General features: G+C 39.2%; 17 protein-coding genes. 12 read left to right on the top strand and 5 right to left on the bottom strand.

The genetic code is table 11. The features are described from left to right. The first annotated feature begins 310 nt into the window (after positions 1–310). Complete coding sequence (locus RMA94_RS18650) at positions 311–2,548, top strand: NADP-dependent isocitrate dehydrogenase (protein WP_002118624.1); 2,238 nt, start codon at positions 311–313, stop codon at positions 2,546–2,548. 115 nt (positions 2,549–2,663) lie between these two features. On the opposite strand, the gene RMA94_RS18645 is transcribed toward RMA94_RS18650, so the two are convergent. Further along, entirely contained in the window at positions 2,664–3,452 is a 789-nt protein-coding gene (locus tag RMA94_RS18645) for an rRNA large subunit pseudouridine synthase E (protein WP_005067912.1), read from the bottom strand. Between the two features lie 196 nt (positions 3,453–3,648). Between RMA94_RS18645 and icd the strand changes: the two genes are divergently transcribed. After that, the gene (gene icd, locus RMA94_RS18640) at positions 3,649–4,905 is read left to right on the top strand and encodes an NADP-dependent isocitrate dehydrogenase (RefSeq protein ID WP_005067916.1); all 1,257 of its coding nucleotides are present in this window, start codon (positions 3,649–3,651) and stop codon (positions 4,903–4,905) included. Positions 4,906–4,940: 35 nt separating this feature from the next. Here icd and RMA94_RS18635 read toward each other — a convergent pair whose 3' ends face one another. Together RMA94_RS18635 and RMA94_RS18630 are read right to left on the bottom strand one after the other, a co-directional pair. Further along, a complete protein-coding gene (locus RMA94_RS18635) occupies positions 4,941–5,066 on the bottom strand; it encodes a hypothetical protein (RefSeq protein ID WP_075383506.1) in 126 nt (41 codons plus the stop codon). Further along, positions 5,063–6,241 (bottom strand): YbfB/YjiJ family MFS transporter, encoded by a 1,179-nt coding sequence (locus tag RMA94_RS18630; protein WP_198912085.1) that lies wholly within the window; start codon positions 6,239–6,241, stop codon positions 5,063–5,065. Before RMA94_RS18630 ends, RMA94_RS18635 begins: the two co-directional genes overlap by 4 nt. Positions 6,242–6,337: 96 nt before the next feature. Between RMA94_RS18630 and RMA94_RS18625 the strand changes: the two genes are divergently transcribed. From RMA94_RS18625 to RMA94_RS18610, 4 genes are all read left to right on the top strand, one after another. Continuing rightward, positions 6,338–7,219 carry a LysR family transcriptional regulator gene (locus RMA94_RS18625; RefSeq protein ID WP_002118709.1) on the top strand — a complete coding sequence of 294 codons (882 nt, stop codon included), beginning with the start codon at positions 6,338–6,340 and terminating at the stop codon, positions 7,217–7,219. Between the two features lie 208 nt (positions 7,220–7,427). Further along, positions 7,428–8,822 (top strand): L-cystine transporter, encoded by a 1,395-nt coding sequence (locus tag RMA94_RS18620; protein ID WP_017480601.1) that lies wholly within the window; start codon positions 7,428–7,430, stop codon positions 8,820–8,822. A gap of 150 nt (positions 8,823–8,972) precedes the next feature. Further along, complete coding sequence (locus tag RMA94_RS18615) at positions 8,973–9,788, top strand: PhzF family phenazine biosynthesis protein (RefSeq protein WP_069035795.1); 816 nt, start codon at positions 8,973–8,975, stop codon at positions 9,786–9,788. A 122-nt stretch (positions 9,789–9,910) separates the two neighbouring features. Then, complete coding sequence (locus RMA94_RS18610; protein WP_161282513.1) at positions 9,911–12,673, top strand: pitrilysin family protein; 2,763 nt, start codon at positions 9,911–9,913, stop codon at positions 12,671–12,673. A 61-nt stretch (positions 12,674–12,734) separates the two neighbouring features. Here RMA94_RS18610 and RMA94_RS18605 read toward each other — a convergent pair whose 3' ends face one another. Beyond that, positions 12,735–13,118, bottom strand: a complete 384-nt coding sequence (locus RMA94_RS18605) for a DUF3144 domain-containing protein (RefSeq protein WP_002118682.1) — start codon at positions 13,116–13,118, stop codon at positions 12,735–12,737. A gap of 107 nt (positions 13,119–13,225) precedes the next feature. Here RMA94_RS18605 and RMA94_RS18600 point away from each other — a divergent pair, with 107 nt between their 5' ends. Next, the gene (locus RMA94_RS18600) at positions 13,226–13,858 is read left to right on the top strand and encodes a hypothetical protein (RefSeq protein ID WP_060464821.1); all 633 of its coding nucleotides are present in this window, start codon (positions 13,226–13,228) and stop codon (positions 13,856–13,858) included. A 35-nt stretch (positions 13,859–13,893) separates the two neighbouring features. On the opposite strand, the gene RMA94_RS18595 is transcribed toward RMA94_RS18600, so the two are convergent. Next, on the bottom strand, positions 13,894–15,357 hold the full coding sequence (locus tag RMA94_RS18595; protein WP_404976536.1) for a CHAD domain-containing protein: 1,464 nt from the start codon (positions 15,355–15,357) through the stop codon (positions 13,894–13,896). Between the two features lie 165 nt (positions 15,358–15,522). On the opposite strand from RMA94_RS18595, the gene RMA94_RS18580 reads away from it, so the two are divergent. From RMA94_RS18580 to RMA94_RS18560, 5 genes are all read left to right on the top strand, one after another. Next, on the top strand, positions 15,523–15,906 hold the full coding sequence (locus RMA94_RS18580; protein ID WP_080947611.1) for a DUF962 domain-containing protein: 384 nt from the start codon (positions 15,523–15,525) through the stop codon (positions 15,904–15,906). Between the two features lie 116 nt (positions 15,907–16,022). Beyond that, complete coding sequence (gene thiE / locus RMA94_RS18575) at positions 16,023–16,634, top strand: thiamine phosphate synthase (RefSeq protein ID WP_311083980.1); 612 nt, start codon at positions 16,023–16,025, stop codon at positions 16,632–16,634. Positions 16,635–16,676: 42 nt separating this feature from the next. After that, the gene (gene hemL, locus RMA94_RS18570; RefSeq protein WP_311083979.1) at positions 16,677–17,975 is read left to right on the top strand and encodes a glutamate-1-semialdehyde 2,1-aminomutase; all 1,299 of its coding nucleotides are present in this window, start codon (positions 16,677–16,679) and stop codon (positions 17,973–17,975) included. 62 nt (positions 17,976–18,037) lie between these two features. Continuing rightward, positions 18,038–18,742, top strand: a complete 705-nt coding sequence (locus RMA94_RS18565; RefSeq protein ID WP_170249464.1) for an acyl carrier protein — start codon at positions 18,038–18,040, stop codon at positions 18,740–18,742. Positions 18,743–18,874: 132 nt separating this feature from the next. After that, positions 18,875–19,513 carry an RluA family pseudouridine synthase gene (locus RMA94_RS18560; RefSeq protein WP_161282510.1) on the top strand — a complete coding sequence of 213 codons (639 nt, stop codon included), beginning with the start codon at positions 18,875–18,877 and terminating at the stop codon, positions 19,511–19,513. Positions 19,514–19,634: the final 121 nt, after the last annotated feature.

Raw genomic sequence — 19,634 nt, 5'->3', positions numbered from 1 at the left:
TTGAGTTTGTTTTGAATGAAAAGTATAATAATTGTCAGAACTCTGAAAGATATCTCATGTAATTTAATCGTATTCAGTACCTAAAAAAGTAATGATGAATTATGTATTACTTAAAGTTGGGTATAGGAATATTATCAATAGATTTAAATTATGTATTATTTCGCTGCGAAATGTCGTTATCACTGGATATTTCGTTGACTGGAAGACAATGAGAGCCGATACTCTCAGGGTTTTATTTAAGCATATCGGTTCGTAGGCACTGGGCCACAAGCTCGGTCCTCAACACTCAATCAAACGGAAGGGGCTATATATGGCTGGTGAAAAGTCAACTATTATTTACACACTGACTGATGAGGCGCCATTATTGGCGACCTATTCGCTACTGCCGATCATTGAGACCTTTACCAAGCCAGCTGGCATCGAGATTATTAAAAGTGACATCTCTGTAGCTGCACGTGTGCTCGCAGAATTCGCTGATTACCTAAGTGAAGAGCAAAAGGTATCCGACAACCTTGCAGAGCTAGGTCGTCTTACACAAGATCCAGATACAAACATTATCAAACTCCCGAACATTAGTGCGTCTGTTGCGCAATTAACTGCATGTATCAAAGAGCTTCAATCAAAAGGTTACGCAATTCCTGATTATCCGGAAAATCCAACGACTGAAGAAGAAAAATCAATCAAAGCTCGTTATGGTAAGTGCCTTGGTTCAGCAGTAAACCCTGTCCTTCGTGAAGGTAACTCTGACCGCCGTGCTCCAGCAGCAGTTAAAAACTATGCGAAAAAACACCCTCACTCAATGAGCGAGTGGAAACAGTGGTCACAAACTCACGTTTCACATATGGAAGAAGGTGACTTCTACCATGGTGAAAAATCAATGACACTTGATCGCGCACGTAATGTAAAAATGGAACTTATCACGAATAGTGGTAAGAGCATTGTTCTTAAGCCAAAAGTTGCGCTTCAAGAAGGTGAAATCATTGATTCAATGTTCATGAGCAAGAAAGCACTTTGTGATTTCTATGAAAAAGAACTTGATGATTGTAAAGAAGCGGGAATTTTATTCTCTTTACACGTAAAAGCGACAATGATGAAAGTTTCACACCCGATCGTTTTCGGTCACTGTGTGAAAATTTACTACAAAGAAGCTTTCGAAAAACACGGTAAGTTATTTGACGAATTAGGTATTAACGTTAATAACGGTATGGCTGGGTTGTACGAGAAAATCGAAACTCTTCCAACTTCATTACGTGAAGAAATCATTGAAGACTTACATGCTTGTCAAGAACACCGTCCTGCACTTGCAATGGTTGACTCGGCAAAAGGCATCACAAACTTCCACTCTCCAAACGACATCATCGTAGATGCTTCTATGCCAGCAATGATCCGTGCTGGTGGTAAAATGTGGGGTGCTGATGGTAAGCAATACGATGCTAAAGCAGTAATGCCAGAATCAACATTTGCCCGTATTTACCAAGAAATGATCAACTTCTGTAAGTGGCATGGTAACTTCGATCCGAAGACTATGGGTACAGTACCAAACGTTGGTTTGATGGCTCAAAAAGCTGAAGAATACGGTTCTCACGATAAGACTTTTGAGATTTCAGAAGCTGGTATTGCAAACATTACCGACCTTGACACTGGTGAAGTGTTATTGACTCAAAATGTTGAAGAAGGCGATATCTGGCGTATGTGTCAGGTTAAAGATGCTCCGATTCGTGACTGGGTTAAACTTGCAGTAACTCGTGCACGTAACTCAGGCATGCCTGCAATCTTCTGGCTTGACCCGTACCGTCCACACGAAAATGAATTGATCAAGAAAGTACAAAAGTACTTAAAAGATCATGACACGACTGGTCTTGATATCCAAATCATGTCTCAAGTACGTGCAATGCGTTACACACTTGAGCGCGTAGTACGTGGCCTAGACACGATTTCTGTGACTGGTAACATCTTACGTGACTACTTAACTGACTTGTTCCCAATTATGGAACTTGGTACTTCTGCAAAAATGTTGTCTATCGTTCCGCTAATGGCGGGTGGTGGTATGTACGAAACTGGTGCAGGTGGTTCAGCGCCAAAACACGTACAACAACTTGTTGAAGAAAACCACTTACGTTGGGATTCACTTGGTGAGTTCCTTGCGCTTGCAGTATCTTTAGAAGAAATGGGCATTAAAGAAAATAATGCTCGTGCTAAGTTACTTGCGAAGACACTTGATGAAGCGACTGGTAAATTGCTTGACAATGACAAGTCTCCATCACGTCGTACTGGTGAAATCGATAACCGTGGCAGCCACTTCTACTTGTCACTTTACTGGGCTGAAGCGCTTGCTGCTCAGAACGAAGATGCTGAGTTGAAAGCTAAATTTGCTCCTCTTGCTAAAGCTTTAGCTGAAAATGAAGAGAAGATTGTTGCTGAACTTGCTCAAGTACAAGGTAAACCAGCGGACATCGGCGGTTACTACGCTATCGACCCAACTAAAGTAAATGCTGTAATGCGTCCAAGTGCTACATTTAATGCAGCTCTTGCAACAGTTGAGGCTTAATTACTAACTCGTTAGTAATTAGCTTAAGAGCCGGTGCATATGCACCGGTTTTTTATTGCCTAAAATAAAAGACATTAAAAAAGCCCACTGATGTGAGCTTTTAAAAGATTAAATCTTATCGACCATTGCGGCCACGACCACGTGGTGCTTTGGTATTTGGACGAGTTGTACCATTGGTCTTACGACGTGGTTTCTCGCTTTCATCCATTTGCCAAATACGTTTTGTACCAGACTTTTTCGCAGAACCATCTTTATTTTTGCGAACCATTGGTTTGCCGCCTGTACCGCCTGGTTTTTTCACATATGAACGTGAACGATAAGGTTGTTCAGCTGGTACATCTTTAAAGTCAGGGTAGAGTAATGGTTCAATTTCTTTTACATCACCCGGTCTTAAACCAAGTTGAACTAAATCGATTGAGCCAATTTTAGTACGAATTAAACGTAAAGTTGGAAAACCTACCGCAGAAGTCATACGACGAACTTGGCGGTTACGGCCTTCACAAATTGAAATCTCGATCCAAGAAGTTGGAATATTCGCACGGTAACGTACGGGTGGATTGCGTTCCCATAACCATTCAGGTTCACTGACTTTAATGGCTTTGGCAGGAAGTGTCATACCATCATTCAGTTCTACACCTTTACGAAGTTGCTCAAGCGCTTCTTCGGTTACATCGCCATCAACTTGAACTAAATACGTTTTGTATTTTTTATTTGCAGGGTTGGTAATGAACTGATTCAGACCACCATGATCGGTTAAAAAAACTAAACCCTCAGAGTCCATATCAAGACGGCCTGCCAAGCGCAAAGTCGGGTCATCAACAAAGTCAGAGACGGTCATGTGCGCTTCGTCTTTACGAAACTGGGAGAGAACGTCATATGGCTTGTTGAGAATCACAATTTTCATAAAAAATGGCTTCTTCTTTCAAATAACTAGAGAAAACATTGAGCTATATTTAAGTGCGAAATTTGCTTATTTCCCACATAAATCTCAAAAAGAATTAAATTCGATTAAGCTATTATGCGTTAATAAAAGTTGAAAGTATTGTTTATCGAGAATTATTTTTAGTTAATTAAGTATTATAAAAGGGAGAATCTACACAATGGGTTATCAGAAGATCGTGGTTCCTGCCGACGGCGACAAAATCAAAGTAAATGCAGACCTATCACTGAACGTACCAAATCATCCAATTATTCCTTTCATTGAGGGTGATGGTATTGGTGTAGATATTACGCCAACCATGAAAGCAGTCGTAGATGCTGCTATTTTAAAAGCTTACGGTGGCAAACGCTCGATCGAATGGATGGAAGTGTATTGTGGCGAAAAAGCCAATAAAATTTATGGCAACTATATGCCCGAAGAAACTTTTGAAGCACTTCGCGAGTTTGTTGTATCAATCAAAGGTCCTTTAACCACACCAGTAGGTGGCGGTATTCGTTCACTCAATGTTGCATTGCGCCAAGAACTAGATCTATATGTTTGCGTACGACCAGTACGTTGGTTTGAAGGCGTTCCTTCACCCGTTCAACACCCAGAATTAACTGATATGGTGATTTTCCGTGAGAACTCGGAAGATATATATGCAGGTATTGAATGGAAAGCTGATTCTGAAGAGGCAAAAAAAGTCATTAAGTTCCTTCAAGAAGAAATGGGTGTCACAAAAATTCGTTTCCCTGAAGGATGTGGTATTGGAATTAAACCTGTTTCAAAAGAAGGAACACAGCGTTTAGTCCGTAAAGCCATTCAGTTCGCAATTGAAAATGATAAGCCTTCTGTGACGCTCGTTCACAAGGGTAATATTATGAAATACACCGAAGGCGCATTTAAAGAGTGGGGTTATGAATTGGCTCTAGATCGTTTCGGTGGAGAGCTAATTGATGGTGGCCCATGGGTTAAAATTAAAAACCCTAGAACGGGTAAAGACATCATTATTAAAGATGTCATTGCAGACGCGTTTTTACAGCAGATTCTCATGCGTCCAGCCGATTACTCTGTGATTGCTACGCTAAATTTAAACGGTGATTATATTTCTGATGCTTTGGCAGCAGAGGTTGGAGGTATTGGTATTGCACCAGGTGCAAATATTGGTGGTGCTATTGCTGTGTATGAAGCAACTCATGGCACAGCACCTAAATATGCAGGTCAGGATAAAGTAAACCCTGGTTCTATTATTCTTTCTGCGGAAATGATGCTGCGTGATATGGGGTGGACAGAGGCAGCTGATCTGATCATTAAAGGAATTTCTGGAGCGATTGCTGCCAAAACCGTAACTTACGATTTTGAGCGCCTAATGCCGGGTGCAACCTTGTTACGTTGTTCTGAATTTGGTGATGCAATTATCAAACATATGGGAGAGTAATCTTCTATTAAAAAGCCCTCGGTTGAGGGCTTTTTTTATTGCATAAATTCGGGATGTTTCGGAGTTTTAATAAAGCCAGTTTTCTTTTGATAACTCTGGTCTAGGGCTTGAATAATAAGAACGAAAGCAACTAGAAATAAAGGAAAGAGCAGAGTTTTCACGATTTGGTTTCTCCGAAAGTTGAGGTGAAAGCAGGGCGTAGGGGAATTAAAAGGCAAACCGCAAAGAGAAGAACGGTTCCACCCAAAAGAAAGAGATGTGCATAAGACCAATGCAAATGATGCAAAGTACTAATGACAACACCACCCAAAAGTTGAGTACTGGCAAAGCCAATGGTGGCAAGGCTCCAAAGCTTTTGATAACGGTGCTCATAAATCTGTAGCAGACTATAAGAACTAATAAATACGGTTGCGGGAGTCAGTAAGCCTGTCAGAAGCGAAGATAAGGCCAGTAAAGATGCGGTATGTGAAAGGAACGGCAAAACAACGGCTAAGCTGTAAATGGCATATAACCATTTAATGGCCTGTAGATATCCGATTAGTCTGCTTAAGCAATAAGCGACAAGTGCACCAATGCAGCTTCCCACTCCATAGAGAACCCAAAATAAATTTCTTTGCTGTAACGGAAAATGCAGAGTTCCAGATAAATAATCCATCCAAAACAAAGAGTGTGGAATATATGCAAAGGCACTACACATATAGGCAATAATAATGACAAGGCCTAAACGTGATTTTTGTAAGGCTTGTATAGTGGTCGATTGCGGCTTAATAATCTGGGCAGTATTACGACTTAATAATCGATAAAGAGTTAAGCTTCCTAATAGAGAAAGACCCGCGAAAATATTCCAAACATAATGTACGGGCATATTTTTAAGTAGAGGAATAATAATAGTGGCGGATAAAACGCCGACACCAATCCCGCTAAATCCTAAGAAATTAACTTTTAATCTTTGCGTGTTGGGAGTGTATTTCATTGCAAAGCTAGGCGCCAAAATCATAAGTAAGCCGCCAGCAATACCTGAAATCGTACGCCAAAAAATGAACCACACCAAAGGCATATCCATGAATGAACAGCAGAGTAGGCTAAGGCTGCCCGCTATAGCTGAAAGTACGATGAAGGGTGAGATGTACTTTTCTTTAATACTTAAGAGCGTTAATAAGGCACCAATGAGATATCCCAATAAATTTGCGCTCCCTAAGTAACTGGCAAAATCGTGAGTCCATTGGTATTGCTCGATCATGATGGGCATAAGCGCAGTATAGGAAAATCTAAAAACACCAATTCCCAAACAAGTTGCCAAAAAGACAATTAAGCTCATTCGATAAAACGTAGACATGAGAGGACGCTCAATTTTTTTATTATTAAAAGCGAGTTTTTAAATCTTTAAAAATGATTTAATATGATGGTGATTATCTTATTTTGAGATAGTGGTATGTTGCTTAAGTCTCTAGAGTTTTTTTTAGCTGTTGCAGAGAGTGGAAGTTTTTCCTTGGCTGCACAAAAAATGTATACGGTTCAATCGAATATCACGAGCCATGTGAAAAAGCTTGAAGAAGAGTTAGGGGTTATTTTATTCAATCGTAATAACCCAGTGACCTTAACGAATGCCGGACAACAGCTGCATAGTTATGCTGTTCAAATGATTGCGCTACATAATAAAGCGAAAAAAATCTTTCAAGAGGGTGATATTGACCCGAACGAAACCATTCGTTTGGGTAGTATGGAAACGACAGCAGCAATACGGTTACCTCAATTACTCAATCAATGTATGCAGCAATATCCGAATTTGCCGATCGAGTTGCAAACTCACCCGACACGATATTTGTTAAGCGCTGTGCAGCAAGGAGAGGTTGATTGTGCTTTTGTTGCTTCTAAATATTTAATTCCAGAGTTGTATAGTTTACCTGTTTGGCAAGAACAATTGGTTTTGGTTTGTCCGAAACAGCAAACTCACTTTCCAGATGTTGCCAAGCTTGCAAAGACCCGATTTATTGCGTTTCGACAAGGTTGTTCTTATCGTCATGCAATCGAGTTATTTTTAAATGATCACAGTGTCCCGCCTTCACAAATTATGGAAATGGGCAGTCTGGACGGAATTGTAAGCTGTGTGGAATTAGGTGTTGGTTTTGCTTTATTGCCAAAGTCATATCTAAACAAAGTAGTCGAGAAAGTGTCATTAAGTTGTTTTGAACTTAATACTGAATCCGCTCATTTTACTACCTACTTGGTTGCCCAGTCGCCCGAAACATGGGGAACCAATTTAAAGCAGTTTATTCATTTTATTGAGCAACAATTTGAATTAAAGGTTGCTTAGGTTGTGATTGATTTTCATACGTAAATATCCAACTTAATTTATAAATTAAAAGTGATATATATGTATGAAAAAGTCATTTTATATTCTCACAGAGGTTTGTAATCATCTTGATGCTATAAAATTGTGGAAAAGGGTAGTTTATATAGGCTGGCTATGGTCAAATATGCCCCCTTGAAAGATGACACAAGCAATAATTTGGAGTTTGGGAATGAATATACCCTTAATCATCAATATTGTGGTTTTTGTCGGGTTAATATTTTTACTCGCCCAAACACGTAAAACGGACTGGAGCTTATCGAAAAAAGTTCTGGCTGGCTTAGTTCTAGGTGTAGTGTTTGGTTTAGGACTACATTTGATTTATGGCGGTGGCCATCCGATTCTTGCTGAATCTATTAGCTGGTTTAATATCGTTGGAAACGGCTATGTAAAACTTTTACAAATGGTCGTGATGCCTTTGGTATTTGTGTCTATTTTGGGAGCGGTGGCAAAATTACACCAAGCATCTTCTTTAGGCAAAATCAGTTTTTATACGATCGGTACTTTACTCTTTACAACGCTGATTGCTGCACTGGTAGGGGTATTTGTTACCAACCTGTTTGGCTTAACTGCAAAAGGTTTGGTGCAAGGTGCTGCTGAAACTGCACGCTTAACTGCCATTAATACGGACTATGTAGGCAAAGTTACCGATTTAAGTGTGCCGCAGTTTATTCTTTCCTTTATTCCAAGTAACCCATTTGCTGAATTGACTGGTGCAAACCCAACATCAATTATTAGTGTAGTTATTTTCGCCGTCTTTTTAGGTATAGCAGCGCTTAACCTAATGAAGGACGACGCAGAAAAAGGTCAACGTATTCTGACTGCAATTCAGACGTTGCAGTCATGGGTAATGAAGCTTGTGCGCTTAGTGATGACTCTTACACCATATGGCGTATTTGCGCTTATGACAAAAGTCGTGGCAAGTTCAAACGTCGCAGATATTTTAAATCTAGGCGGTTTCTTGGTTGCATCTTATTTAGGCTTGGCGATTATGTTTGTCGTACATGCCATTATTTTGACTATGACGGGTGTTTCTCCTCTTAAATTCTTTAAGAAAGTTGCTCCAGTTTTAACGTTCGCATTCACTAGCCGTTCAAGTGCAGCAAGTATTCCACTGAGCATTGAGACGCAAACTCGTCGTTTGGGTGTGCCTGAATCTATTGCAAGTTTCTCTGCTTCTTTTGGAGCGACTATTGGTCAAAATGGTTGTGCAGGTTTATATCCAGCAATGCTCGCGGTGATGGTTGCGCCAACTATGGGTATTAACACCTTAGACCCAATGTGGATTGCATCGTTAGTCGGTATTGTGACCTTAAGTTCAATTGGGGTTGCAGGAGTAGGTGGTGGTGCGACTTTTGCTGCGTTGATTGTGCTTCCTGCAATGGGTTTACCTGTAACGTTGGTTGCACTTCTTATTTCAATCGAGCCACTCATTGATATGGGGCGTACTGCATTAAACGTAAATGGTTCAATGACTGCTGGTGTTGTTACGAGCCAATTGATGGGTCAGACTGATAAAGAAATATTAAACAATGAAGATGAAATTGAGTTAACTCAACATCATTAAAAATCAATAAAAAAACGGCTCTCTATTCTGGATGAGCCGTTTTTTTTATATGCATAAATTGCCACTGTGATGTTAATTTTAAAAAAACTGTATCTGTTTTTCTTTTAAATAATTTTCGAAAATAGGCCTATTACAAAAGAGAGCACTATCATGAAAATGTATCAAGTTGATGCTTTTACAAAAGAGTTATTTCGTGGAAATCCGGCCGCTGTCGTTGTTGAAAAAGAGTGGTTAGATGAAGATTTAATGCAGAAGATAGCACTTGAAAATAATTTGTCTGAAACTGCTTTTGTAAAAATTATAGACTCTGAAAACTATGAAATCCGTTGGTTCACTCCAACAGTTGAAGTTGATTTCTGTGGGCATGCCACGCTTGCCAGCGCTTTTGTATTATTTAAAGATTTTACCGAGAAAAAGACCATTAATTTCCATGTACGAAACTTAGGTCTTTTTGTGGTTCACCAAGATGAAGATGGTAAAATCAGAATGGATTTTCCAATTCGCAAAGCTCATCAAGTTGAAGATTATCCAGCTATTTTACGTCAAGCATTAACAAAGCCTTTTAAAGCGGTTTATCAAAATGTTCAAGCCTACATTGTTGAATATGAATCAGTGCAAGACGTGTTAGATGAGCAGCCTGACATGAACTTACTTAAAGCCTTGGGTAAACGGACTGCGATTACTACTGCAGGGATGGATGTTGCAATCACCTCAAAAGCCGATCAACAATATGATTGTGTATCGCGTTATTTTGCACCTGTCGCGGGCATTGAAGAAGATCCAGTTACGGGCTCAATTCATACGGCAATAGCGCCATTATGGGCAGAGAAACTTGCTAAAAATAATATTATTGCTTATCAGGCTTCTAGCCGTGGAGGCGTTTTATATTGCAATGTCTTGAATCAGGAACGTATTGAAGTTTCAGGGTATGGGAAGCTTTATATGCAAGCTGAAATTTTTCCTTAAAATATAAGGCCGTTTAAATAAACGGCTTTTTTTTCAAAACTTTACTATGAAAGTTAGTTCAAATTTCCTACTATAGTCCCACAACTATTGATTTTTTATTATTCAAATTAATTGGTATTTATATGTTTATGCAGTTTAAACAACTGACACTCTCCCTATGTATTCTTGGTTTAAGTGCTGCGTCTTGGGCACAAACTACACTAGTAAAAAGTAAGCAAAATATTGAGGAATATAAATTAGATAATGGTTTTCGGATTGTGCTTGCACCGAATGACAAAGAAAATAAAATCTTTATTAATACCATTTATTTAACAGGCTCATTAAATGACCCGCAAGGTAAAAGTGGCTTAGCTCATTTGCTTGAGCACTTGGCTTTTAAGGGGACACAAAATGTTAAAGGGGAAGAATTCCAGCGTCGTTTAGATCAATATACATTGATGACAAACGCCAGCACTGATTATTATTCAACAAAATATACCAATATCGTTCGTCCAGAAAAAACTGCGCTTGATCAGGTACTGTATCTTGAATCTGAGCGTATGGATAAATTAGTTCTTCAAGAAAAGTTTGTTCCTTCCGAGATTGAAATTGTAAAGCGTGAGCGCGAAGTTCGCATGGATCAGCCATTTGCTGTGCTGATGGATCAAATGTGGAAGTCAGCTTATGGTAACCAATATTTAGGTCGTTTACCGATTGGTGATTTGCCTGAACTTAAATCTATTAAAATGCCTGAATTGAACCAGTTTTATCGTAGCTGGTATGCACCTAATAATGCTGTTATGGTGATTTCAGGTAAATTTGATAAGACTGATGTCTTAAAAACAATAGATCAATATTTTAGTCCAATTGCGGCAAGAGCGGTTCCTAAAACTGTACAGATTCCTGTGCTTGACTCTACAAAAATAAAAAATCGTCAATTCATGGTGAAAAAGGGCAGTGATCTGGCTAAATTCCATATCTATATGAATGGTAAAAATACCAAAATTCAGCCGACACTCGCTTTAGCTCCTTTGTTATATACGATGCAGCCAAGTGGTCACCTATACCAAAATATGGTGGAAACAGGTATTACCACAAATGTTGAAGCTAGTACTTGGTTAGACCAAGATTTTAACGTGGTGTTTCTAGGTGCTATTTATTCACCAAGTAATGACCCTAAAAAAGTTGAAAGTTCTTTGTTAGCAGGCATTGAAAAAGGGAAGCCTTTTACTGAAGTTGAATTAAATCGTGTTAAAAGTTTAATGAAAACTCAAGGGGATCTAATCACGAAAGATGCGGTAGCACTGGGGTCACGTTTAAGTGATTACACCGTCGCTGGCGGGCAATGGGATCAATATTTTAAAGATTTAGATTCTGTAGAAAAAGTTAAGCTAGATGATGTGAATCAAACTTTAAAACAGTTCCTTGTAGCTGATCATCGTATTGATGGCGATATTTTGCCAACACCTGAAGACCAGAAAAAAGCGCAACAGCAAAATTCAAAAGAGGCACCTAAAACTCTAGATCAGGTCGAAGCAGAGGCTGAGCCTTTAAAAGATCCGAAGGTATATCAACAAGAAGTTGCTGAGTTTTTAAAAACCTCTAAGCAATATGTTGAAAGCAATGAGAAAAAGATTATCCGTGGAAAACTAAAAAATGGAATGAAGTATGCTTTATTCCCAGTTGAAACACGCGATGATCGTACTTATGCAACGATTACGATGGACTTCGGAACAGAAAAATCTTTATTTAATAAAGGTACAGTAGTTGATCTAACCTCATACTTATTGCTCCGTGGTTCTGATAAATACAGTTTGCAAGATATTGCCGATAAATCAATTGATGCAGGCGGTGCGGCTTATGCAAGTGCTGACGGCAATGGCATGACCATTAATATTCAGTCTAAATCAGAAAAATTTGATGAGTTTTTCAAGTTTGTTCTTGATGTGATGAAGAATCCAAAATTTGAACAATCTCAATTTGATTTAATTAAATCTCAAAGTTTATCAAGTCTCGATCGTCCTTATACTGAGCCAGATGTAGTGGCGGGTTTAACACTTTCACGTTTACTTGAAGAATATCAACCGGGTGATTTGCGTTATCACTTCGAACCTGAACTGGCAAAACAGCAGTTGAAAAACGCAACTCAAGAGCAAGTGAAAGAGTTATATGAGCGTTTCTTTGCAATGAACCATGCTCAAATTGCCATTACAGGCGAATTTGATGCGAAGAAGATGCAGAAATTACTGAATCAGGAATTTGGTCGTTGGAACGGTAAGCAACCATATCAAAAAATCTTGATTGATCACGTTGATTTTCCAGCACAGCAAGTTCATGTTCTGTCTGAGCAGCGCGAATTTGGTAGCTACCAAAGTGTGCTTTCAATTCCAGTTGGGAAAAACCATCCAGATGCATCTGCTCTCATTTTAATGAACTATATTTTAGGGGAATCTCAAATTTCATCACGTTTGGCTCAAGAGCTTCGTGAGAAAAATGCGCTGGTGTATGGTTTTGGAAGTGGGCTGCAACTTGATCGTGACACAAATGTAGGAGCTTTGAGTATTAGTGCAAATTATACTTCGGGTCGCTCAGCACAAGTGTCTGCTTCAATACATAAAGTGTTAAATGACTTGGTTAAAAATGGGGTAACTGAGCAAGAGCTTGAAGCTGCTAAAGCAGATATCATGAAGAAACGAGTTACGGCATTAGAAGATGAGCGTAATATTCATGGCATGTTAAATCTACAGCTTGAAACAAACAAAACATTGCAAGACCGAATTCGTCATGATCAAGAGTTAACTAAATTGACTGTTGCTGACGTTAACAGAGTAATTAAGAAGTATATTAAACCTGAACATTTGGTTGAAGTAATGGCTGATCAATATGGTCAGGCAGCAAAGAAATAAAGTCTTCTCGCAAATAAAAAGCCACTAAATTGTGGCTTTTTATTTAGGTCTTTAAATCATATTAATGGTCATGTTTATGCGCGTGAAAATCTTCATTTTTACGGAAACGTAAATAATTTTCAAATTGTTCACAATATTCATCGAAGTTATCTTCAAGCATCATCTGAAATTGCTGAAGAAGGTAAGACATAACCTGATCTTTCGCATCACGCATTTCATTACCATCTTTAAAGTTATTTGCTGCTACCCATGTATTGAAGCGGGCAGTAGCAAATAACATTGCAGCACTCACTTGACCACGTAGCTCAGCCGGATCAACTTTTTTATCTTTTGGCGGGCGACAAAAATCATTGGCTTGTTTAATGAATTCATCCGCACGCTCAAAGAAAACCGCATTTAACGCTTCTTCTTCAGTAATATCTGTTGCATTAATCTTTTGAGACATGACTTATTCCCGCAAAAATAGAGCTGCTTATTATAGGCAAACGCTTGCGGAAACAAAACCTTTGACTTAGTCTGTAAATAGCCTAAGTATTGGTAGGAGAGACTAATATGCAAGATGCAATTGCTATTCAAAGTTTAAAGACAGATATTGCTTTATTACGCCAGCATATTTTCCCACCCCAATATTTAGAGCATGTTGAAGGATTGCCGATTTATTATGGCTTGCAAGAAGAAGTCGAAAATTATTACCGTCAATGGCAGGGGCTAATTGAAAGGGCGCAAGAGCTTTTTCAGCCTTTTATGGAAGATGAATTACCAGATGCCATTCATTTACCAAGTCATTTAAATTTACCGCTATTCTTTTTTCATGTAGACCGAATTCGGATCAATAAAACACGTGCAAAAGAATCTAAAACTTTCCGCGGTGTTGCGAGTCTTATTGAAAAATGCGGGCAGTTTGAAACAGACCAGATATTTACGATGCAAGAATGGTTGCAAAGTGATGATACCGCGGCTTTGGTTGCTCACCGTGAATTCATCGATTTAAGAACCTATGTGTTTCAACATGGGCAAAGCGAATATACACGTTCACGGTTTTACACCAATGGGATTGTGCTAGGGGTTGAGCCGCATTTTAAACTGGTCGATGCTCGTGATAAGCCAAGAAAGCAACGCAGCGATAGCTATAGTGATCCCTTAGCAGATAACGGCGTATGGAAAGTATTTGGTAAATACCGATAAAAAGTCGCTGCTTGTTTACAGCGACTTTTTATAAATTACCAGAAAGTTTCAGCCTGACTAAAAGTTTGTAAAGCTTTTGCTGAGCGCTTTTGTAATTGTGGCTGTTTGGCTTTGACCCACCCTAGAGCAAACCAGAAAGACGGATCTTGTTCCACCACATTGTTAAAAATACCTTCTGCAATAAACAAATCGTTATATTGACCTAGGGTATTTTGCACAGGTTGTAGCTGTTTTAAATATTGCTGTACTTTTTTATTTGGATAAAGACTCGAAATAAACTCAACACAATAACGTAACTGTTTAGCTTGCTTTCTTATTTTGTGTTGTTCAGTCACTTCAAGCTCAGAGAAATGGTCAGCATTGCGAATCACTTTGTGATGTAGCTTATCTAAACTCTTTTTAATATGTTTTTTTAACGCACCAGTTTTACGCTCTGAATCTTCTTCTGAATAAGCAAATGCTAATAAATCGAGTAATAGCTTAATCGTGTCCGCAGAGGTAAAGATTGTTGAGAGTTCTTTTGAGGGCTGGGCTGAAACTGGTAGTAAAAGTTCAGGTGAACCGTGTTGTTGAATAATAGGTAACACTTCGGTGCGAATCGCATCTTCATCACGAGTGTCTCCAAGTTTACGGAAAAGCTCAGCAATTTGTTCTTCCCAAACAGGATTTAGCTCGCTTGACCAACTTGCAAAATGCTTAAGGGCACTACGTAAACGGCGTAAGCTTACGCGTGCCTGATGGATATGCTCAGCTTCGGCAACTCCATCGGCAATGACAGCCATATTTGGTAAGAATTGCCCTAAACAGTTTTCGACAATCTTTTTTAGAGCCTGTTCAGCAGTAATATCTTTATTTAATGTCAGACTTTTAGCATGAACAGCAGGTGAGGCGGCTTGTCCTAATACTAATAAATTTCCACGTTCGGCTTTGCTTCTTACATCAAGCCAAAGTGCATAACGATTAATCCATTGCTGCGCAAACTGAATGAGCGTTTTCACAGCCCCTTGCTTGAGTTCAAATTCGACTTCACAAATTACACTTTGTGCATCCGCTGTTTTTACGACCCCATCATCTAAGCAAACTTCAATCGCTGTATTATCTGCTTCAAACACATGATAGGTGCGCTGTACATCAGTCTCAAACTGCAAACTTAGTTTTTCAGCTTGCGTTCCTAAGGCCGCATTAATTAAATCAGTTACCACTTTATTATCTTGATATAACTCAAGGTTTAAGTCAGGTTCTTGGTCACAAACGCCTAAATGAGTTTCTTCTTCAACACGGTGCAGATGACTTTGACCTGCGGCTTTAAATGTTTGTACCCATTGATCATCTTCTTTACGTAAACGTAAGGCCATGCCATTTTTTGCAAGTAATCGATCAGGAGTATCGTAATACTTTGCCTGTAAGTGAATATTCTTTGCTTTGTGTTTTTTTAAGTATTGCTGGACAGTTTTTTTCTTCGATTCAGGTAACTGAAACTTTAGTTCGACTTCGACCATAATATATCTCCCTGAATCAGGTATTTAGACTATCTTGAATAAGTATAATAGCTTAGCTCTAAAAATAATGGTTTTGATAGAGAAAGTTACAATCAAACATATGACGCTACACTTTTATTTAGGTGTACAATCAGGTGACGTTTTGATCAAATAAAAATCAGGAAGATGATCGTGAATGCACCAGTGAACTTTAGCCATGAAGCTCAGCCAGAGTTTGAATTGCCGATTAAAAATTATCAGGAATTTTATCGTTTTTATTTAACTGAACACCGTAACATCATGAGCAGACGTTTGCATGTGGTGGGTAGCAGTATTGGCATATACTTTTTTTCAAAAGCAATTCGTAAGAAACAAGCAAAATATGCACTCTATGGTTTAGTGTCTGGCTATGCGTGTGCATGGATTGGACATTTTATGTTTGAAAAAAATAAGCCTGCCAGTTTTAAACAACCTTTCTATAGCTTTATTTCTGATTGGCGAATGTTGTCTGATGTTGCACGTGGCCGTTTGAGTTTGGTTGATCGTAAACACGACAAAATTCCGAGTTAATTTTTACTTTCTCTTTTAAATATACCGATTGGTACTGGTAAGCCTATATCAATCGGTACTTATGATGGCCTATAAATCCGTTATACTAGCGAAGTTTTTAAAAGCGAGAGTAGAGTATGCGCGGTTTATACCTCATTACCAACGATGACCCAATCCAACTATTATTAGAAAAACTAGATGCCGCGCTCGCAACTCGTCAGGTCGCAATTTTACAGTACCGCCGTAAGAAAATAGACAAAGCAGACCAACCCGCAGAAGTCGAGAAAATCAAACTTTTATGTGAAAAATATCAGGTTCCTTTTGTCATTAATGACGACCTAAAACTGGCTGCTCAGTTTGGATTAGGTGTGCATTTAGGTCAAAGTGATGGTGAAATTACTGATGCAAAATCGCAATTACCAGAAGGCGTCATTATTGGCCGTACTTGCGTGAACTCATTAGAACTTGCGCAAAAAGCAATTACAGATGGCGCGACTTATATTGCATTTGGTGCGGTCTATGCGACCTCTACAAAACCTGAAGCAGGTAATGTGGGGATCGAAGTGATTAAGCAAGCAGCAGCCCAATATGATGTACCAATTTGTGCGATTGGCGGTTTAACTGTTGAAAACTCAAAACCTGTGATTGAGGCTGGAGCTGACCTCTGCGCAGTCATTAGTGATATATTAGGTCGATCAACTGCTGAAATTCCTGCCCGTGTACAGGCGTGGGCACAATTATTTTCTTAAGCTTTCAAAATTATTTTTTAGATATTTAAGACGAGCATTTCCATGAGTTTATCTCCAAAGCAAGAACAGTTATTTAAACAAGCCAGCAAACACATTCCAGGTGGTGTGAACTCTCCGGTACGTGCCTTTAATGGCGTTGGAGGAACACCGGTTTTCATTGAGAAAGCAAAAGGTGCTTATTTATGGGATGTGGATGGTAAGCGTTATGTTGACTATGTTGGTTCTTGGGGACCAATGATTTTAGGTCATGCTCATCCAGAGATTATTAAGGCTGTACAAACAGCAGCAGAAGATGGCTTAAGTTTTGGTGCACCAACCGTACACGAAACAACACTGGCAGATATTATCTGTGAAATCATGCCATCCATTGAATTGGTACGTATGACCAACTCTGGTACAGAAGCGACCATGACGGCTATTCGTTTAGCGCGTGGTTATACTGGCCGTGACAAAATTGTGAAGTTTGAAGGTTGCTACCATGGGCACTCAGATTCACTTTTAGTAAAAGCAGGTTCTGGTTTACTCACTTTAGGTGAAGGTGAACCAACTTCAAAAGGTGTTCCTGTTGATTTTGCTAAACACACTTTAACGCTACCTTACAACGATATTGCTGCATTAAAAGAGTGCTTTTCTAAGTTTGGTCATGAAATTGCGGGTGTAATCATTGAACCTGTCGCAGGTAACATGAATATGGTGAAACCAATTGACGGTTTTTTACAAGCCATTCGTGATGTGTGTGATGAATATAAATCTGTCTTTATTATTGATGAAGTCATGACAGGTTTCCGTGTTGCATTAGGTGGCGCTCAATCAGTTTATAATGTAAAACCTGACTTAACGACTTTGGGTAAAATTATTGGTGCTGGCTTACCCGTAGGTGCATTTGGCGGTAAACGCGAAATCATGGAATGTATCGCACCTTTAGGTGGTGTATACCAAGCAGGCACTTTATCTGGTAATCCACTTGCTATGCGTGCTGGTATTGAGATGTTCAAACATTTACGTCAACCAGACTTTTACAGCAACTTATCAGCTCAACTTGAAAAGTTACTTGCAGGTTTACAAGCAGCAGCTGATGAAGCGGGGATTCCATTTAAAACTCAGCAAGCTGGTGCAATGTTCGGTCTTTACTTTACCGATCAAGAAGACATTACAAGCTTCGACTCTATGCTGGCATGTGATATTGAAGCTTTCAAAAAGTTCTTCCATGGCATGTTAAAGCGTGGGGTAAACTTGGCACCTTCAGCATTTGAAGCAGGCTTTATTTCATCTGCACATTCTGATGAAGATATTGAATTTACGATTCAGGCTGCAAAAGAAACATTCGCTGAAATGAAGTAAGCAAAAAAGCCCGTGTTAAACGGGCTTTTTAATTTGAGCTATTTTTATATTTGTAGAGAACAATGTTTTATCCCTTACCTCGAAAAATCCAATTAGCTGCAAGTACTTCAAATTGGTCAATTGAGTCAGCGCAAAGTATTTTGCTCATGGTTGGGCTCAATGAGCTTAAACTACGACCAGATTGGTCTGAGCAACCATTGGCGAATCATTTGGAATTGTTGATTAAGCGCGCTCAATCACTCGAAATTCCAATTATTTTTATTGAGACATCTCAGCTTCAACAAACCATGTTGGAGCTTGGTCAGCGTTTGTCATCAAATACTAAAGCCCAAGTTATGATGGCAGGTGATTTGTCGCCTCTGTTTAAACAAGTTATGCAGCTTGTTTTATCGATTACAGATCAGGTCAGTGTTGTAAATGATGCGATCTTGGCGGCTAATCTAGAGCAGCATATCCAATGGGTTGAAAAGATCAGTTTTGACCATATAAAACATTTAAATACGCAGAGCTTAATGCGGTTATGGTCTTTAAGTGCACCGTCCTCCTATATCTTGTCAGATAAAGGAATTTTATTGGCAATTGCTGAGCAGGTGGGGCGACATCCTATGGAGATCCATCCTGAAATTGATTTAAGAAACTACGGACTAGATCAGTCTGCTGTGAATTATCTGGTCGATCTATGGCGTGCAAATGGTGCGAGCTTAAGCGCTGAAGAGATAATGCAAGCACCGACATTGCAACATATTATGCAGTTATTGAAGCCTTGACTGACTATAGACCTCAAGTGATCCATAATATTTGCAAATTCTGCTGTTAATTTACCCGAACGGCATTGTAATTCGGACGTAAGCTTTTTATTATTGCCCGCTTGTTTTTCATCTTACCTTGGGAATACAACTTTGAGTGATTTTCTAAGTGAACATCTGATCTATCGTGATGATGATTTTATGGTGATTCATAAACCTTCGGACATCTTGAGTGTTCCTGGTAAGGGTGATTTACATGATAGCGTTTTGACAAGGTTGGTTGCGATTGAACCTAAAACTTTGCTCATTCATCGTCTAGACCGAGATACTTCAGGTATTTTAGTATTTGGTTTATCGAAGCACGGTCAAAGTGCAATTGCACGTCAATTTCAAGATCGTCAGACTTCAAAAATATATGAAGCGCTTGTCGCAGGTCATTTAGAGGGTGAGGGGACTGTAGATATTCCTGTCATCTATGACCCAAGCCGGCCACCTTTACATATTGTCGACGCTTCTCACAACAAGCCTGCTTTAACACATTGGCAGGCCATAGAACATTTTCAGATTCAGGGACAGCCTGTAACTCGTGTGAAATTAACACCAATTACGGGCCGATCTCATCAACTCCGTGTACACATGCAATATCTTGGGCATCCAATTGTAGGTGATACGCTGTATGCAACACCGGAGCAGCAACTTGTTCCGCGTTTATGCTTGCATGCCAAGCAGTTAAGTTTTAATCATCCTGTCACAGCAGAAACATTAACTTTTGACTGTCCTGTACCGTTTTAATGTAAAAATTTTAATGCGTGATTTTTTGTAGCAAAGCGATTTAATTGGTTTTTGCTTCAAAATTTTGCTTTAAAGACTACATAAAAAGATGCAAAAATAAGCTAATTTGCATCGTACAATA

Origin of the sequence: Acinetobacter sp. V115_6 (assembly GCF_031799025.1) — a bacterium.
GTDB lineage: Bacteria > Pseudomonadota > Gammaproteobacteria > Pseudomonadales > Moraxellaceae > Acinetobacter > Acinetobacter pittii.
The sequence above is the reverse complement of the archived record's forward strand: the minus strand, read 5'-3'. Positions and strand labels throughout refer to the sequence as shown.

Excerpts from the sequence above, each read along its gene's own strand:
- RMA94_RS18650 (WP_002118624.1), top strand. The coding sequence starts at position 311 with ATGGCTGGTGAAAAGTCAACTATTATTTACACACTGACTGATGAGGCG.
- RMA94_RS18645 (WP_005067912.1), bottom strand. The coding sequence starts at position 3,452 with ATGAAAATTGTGATTCTCAACAAGCCATATGACGTTCTCTCCCAGTTT.
- icd (WP_005067916.1), top strand. The coding sequence starts at position 3,649 with ATGGGTTATCAGAAGATCGTGGTTCCTGCCGACGGCGACAAAATCAAA.
- RMA94_RS18630 (WP_198912085.1), bottom strand. The coding sequence starts at position 6,241 with ATGTCTACGTTTTATCGAATGAGCTTAATTGTCTTTTTGGCAACTTGT.
- RMA94_RS18625 (WP_002118709.1), top strand. The coding sequence starts at position 6,338 with ATGTTGCTTAAGTCTCTAGAGTTTTTTTTAGCTGTTGCAGAGAGTGGA.
- RMA94_RS18620 (WP_017480601.1), top strand. The coding sequence starts at position 7,428 with ATGAATATACCCTTAATCATCAATATTGTGGTTTTTGTCGGGTTAATA.
- RMA94_RS18615 (WP_069035795.1), top strand. The coding sequence starts at position 8,973 with ATGAAAATGTATCAAGTTGATGCTTTTACAAAAGAGTTATTTCGTGGA.
- RMA94_RS18610 (WP_161282513.1), top strand. The coding sequence starts at position 9,911 with ATGTTTATGCAGTTTAAACAACTGACACTCTCCCTATGTATTCTTGGT.
- RMA94_RS18605 (WP_002118682.1), bottom strand. The coding sequence starts at position 13,118 with ATGTCTCAAAAGATTAATGCAACAGATATTACTGAAGAAGAAGCGTTA.
- RMA94_RS18600 (WP_060464821.1), top strand. The coding sequence starts at position 13,226 with ATGCAAGATGCAATTGCTATTCAAAGTTTAAAGACAGATATTGCTTTA.
- RMA94_RS18595 (WP_404976536.1), bottom strand. The coding sequence starts at position 15,357 with ATGGTCGAAGTCGAACTAAAGTTTCAGTTACCTGAATCGAAGAAAAAA.
- RMA94_RS18580 (WP_080947611.1), top strand. The coding sequence starts at position 15,523 with ATGATCGTGAATGCACCAGTGAACTTTAGCCATGAAGCTCAGCCAGAG.
- thiE (WP_311083980.1), top strand. The coding sequence starts at position 16,023 with ATGCGCGGTTTATACCTCATTACCAACGATGACCCAATCCAACTATTA.
- hemL (WP_311083979.1), top strand. The coding sequence starts at position 16,677 with ATGAGTTTATCTCCAAAGCAAGAACAGTTATTTAAACAAGCCAGCAAA.
- RMA94_RS18565 (WP_170249464.1), top strand. The coding sequence starts at position 18,038 with ATGTTTTATCCCTTACCTCGAAAAATCCAATTAGCTGCAAGTACTTCA.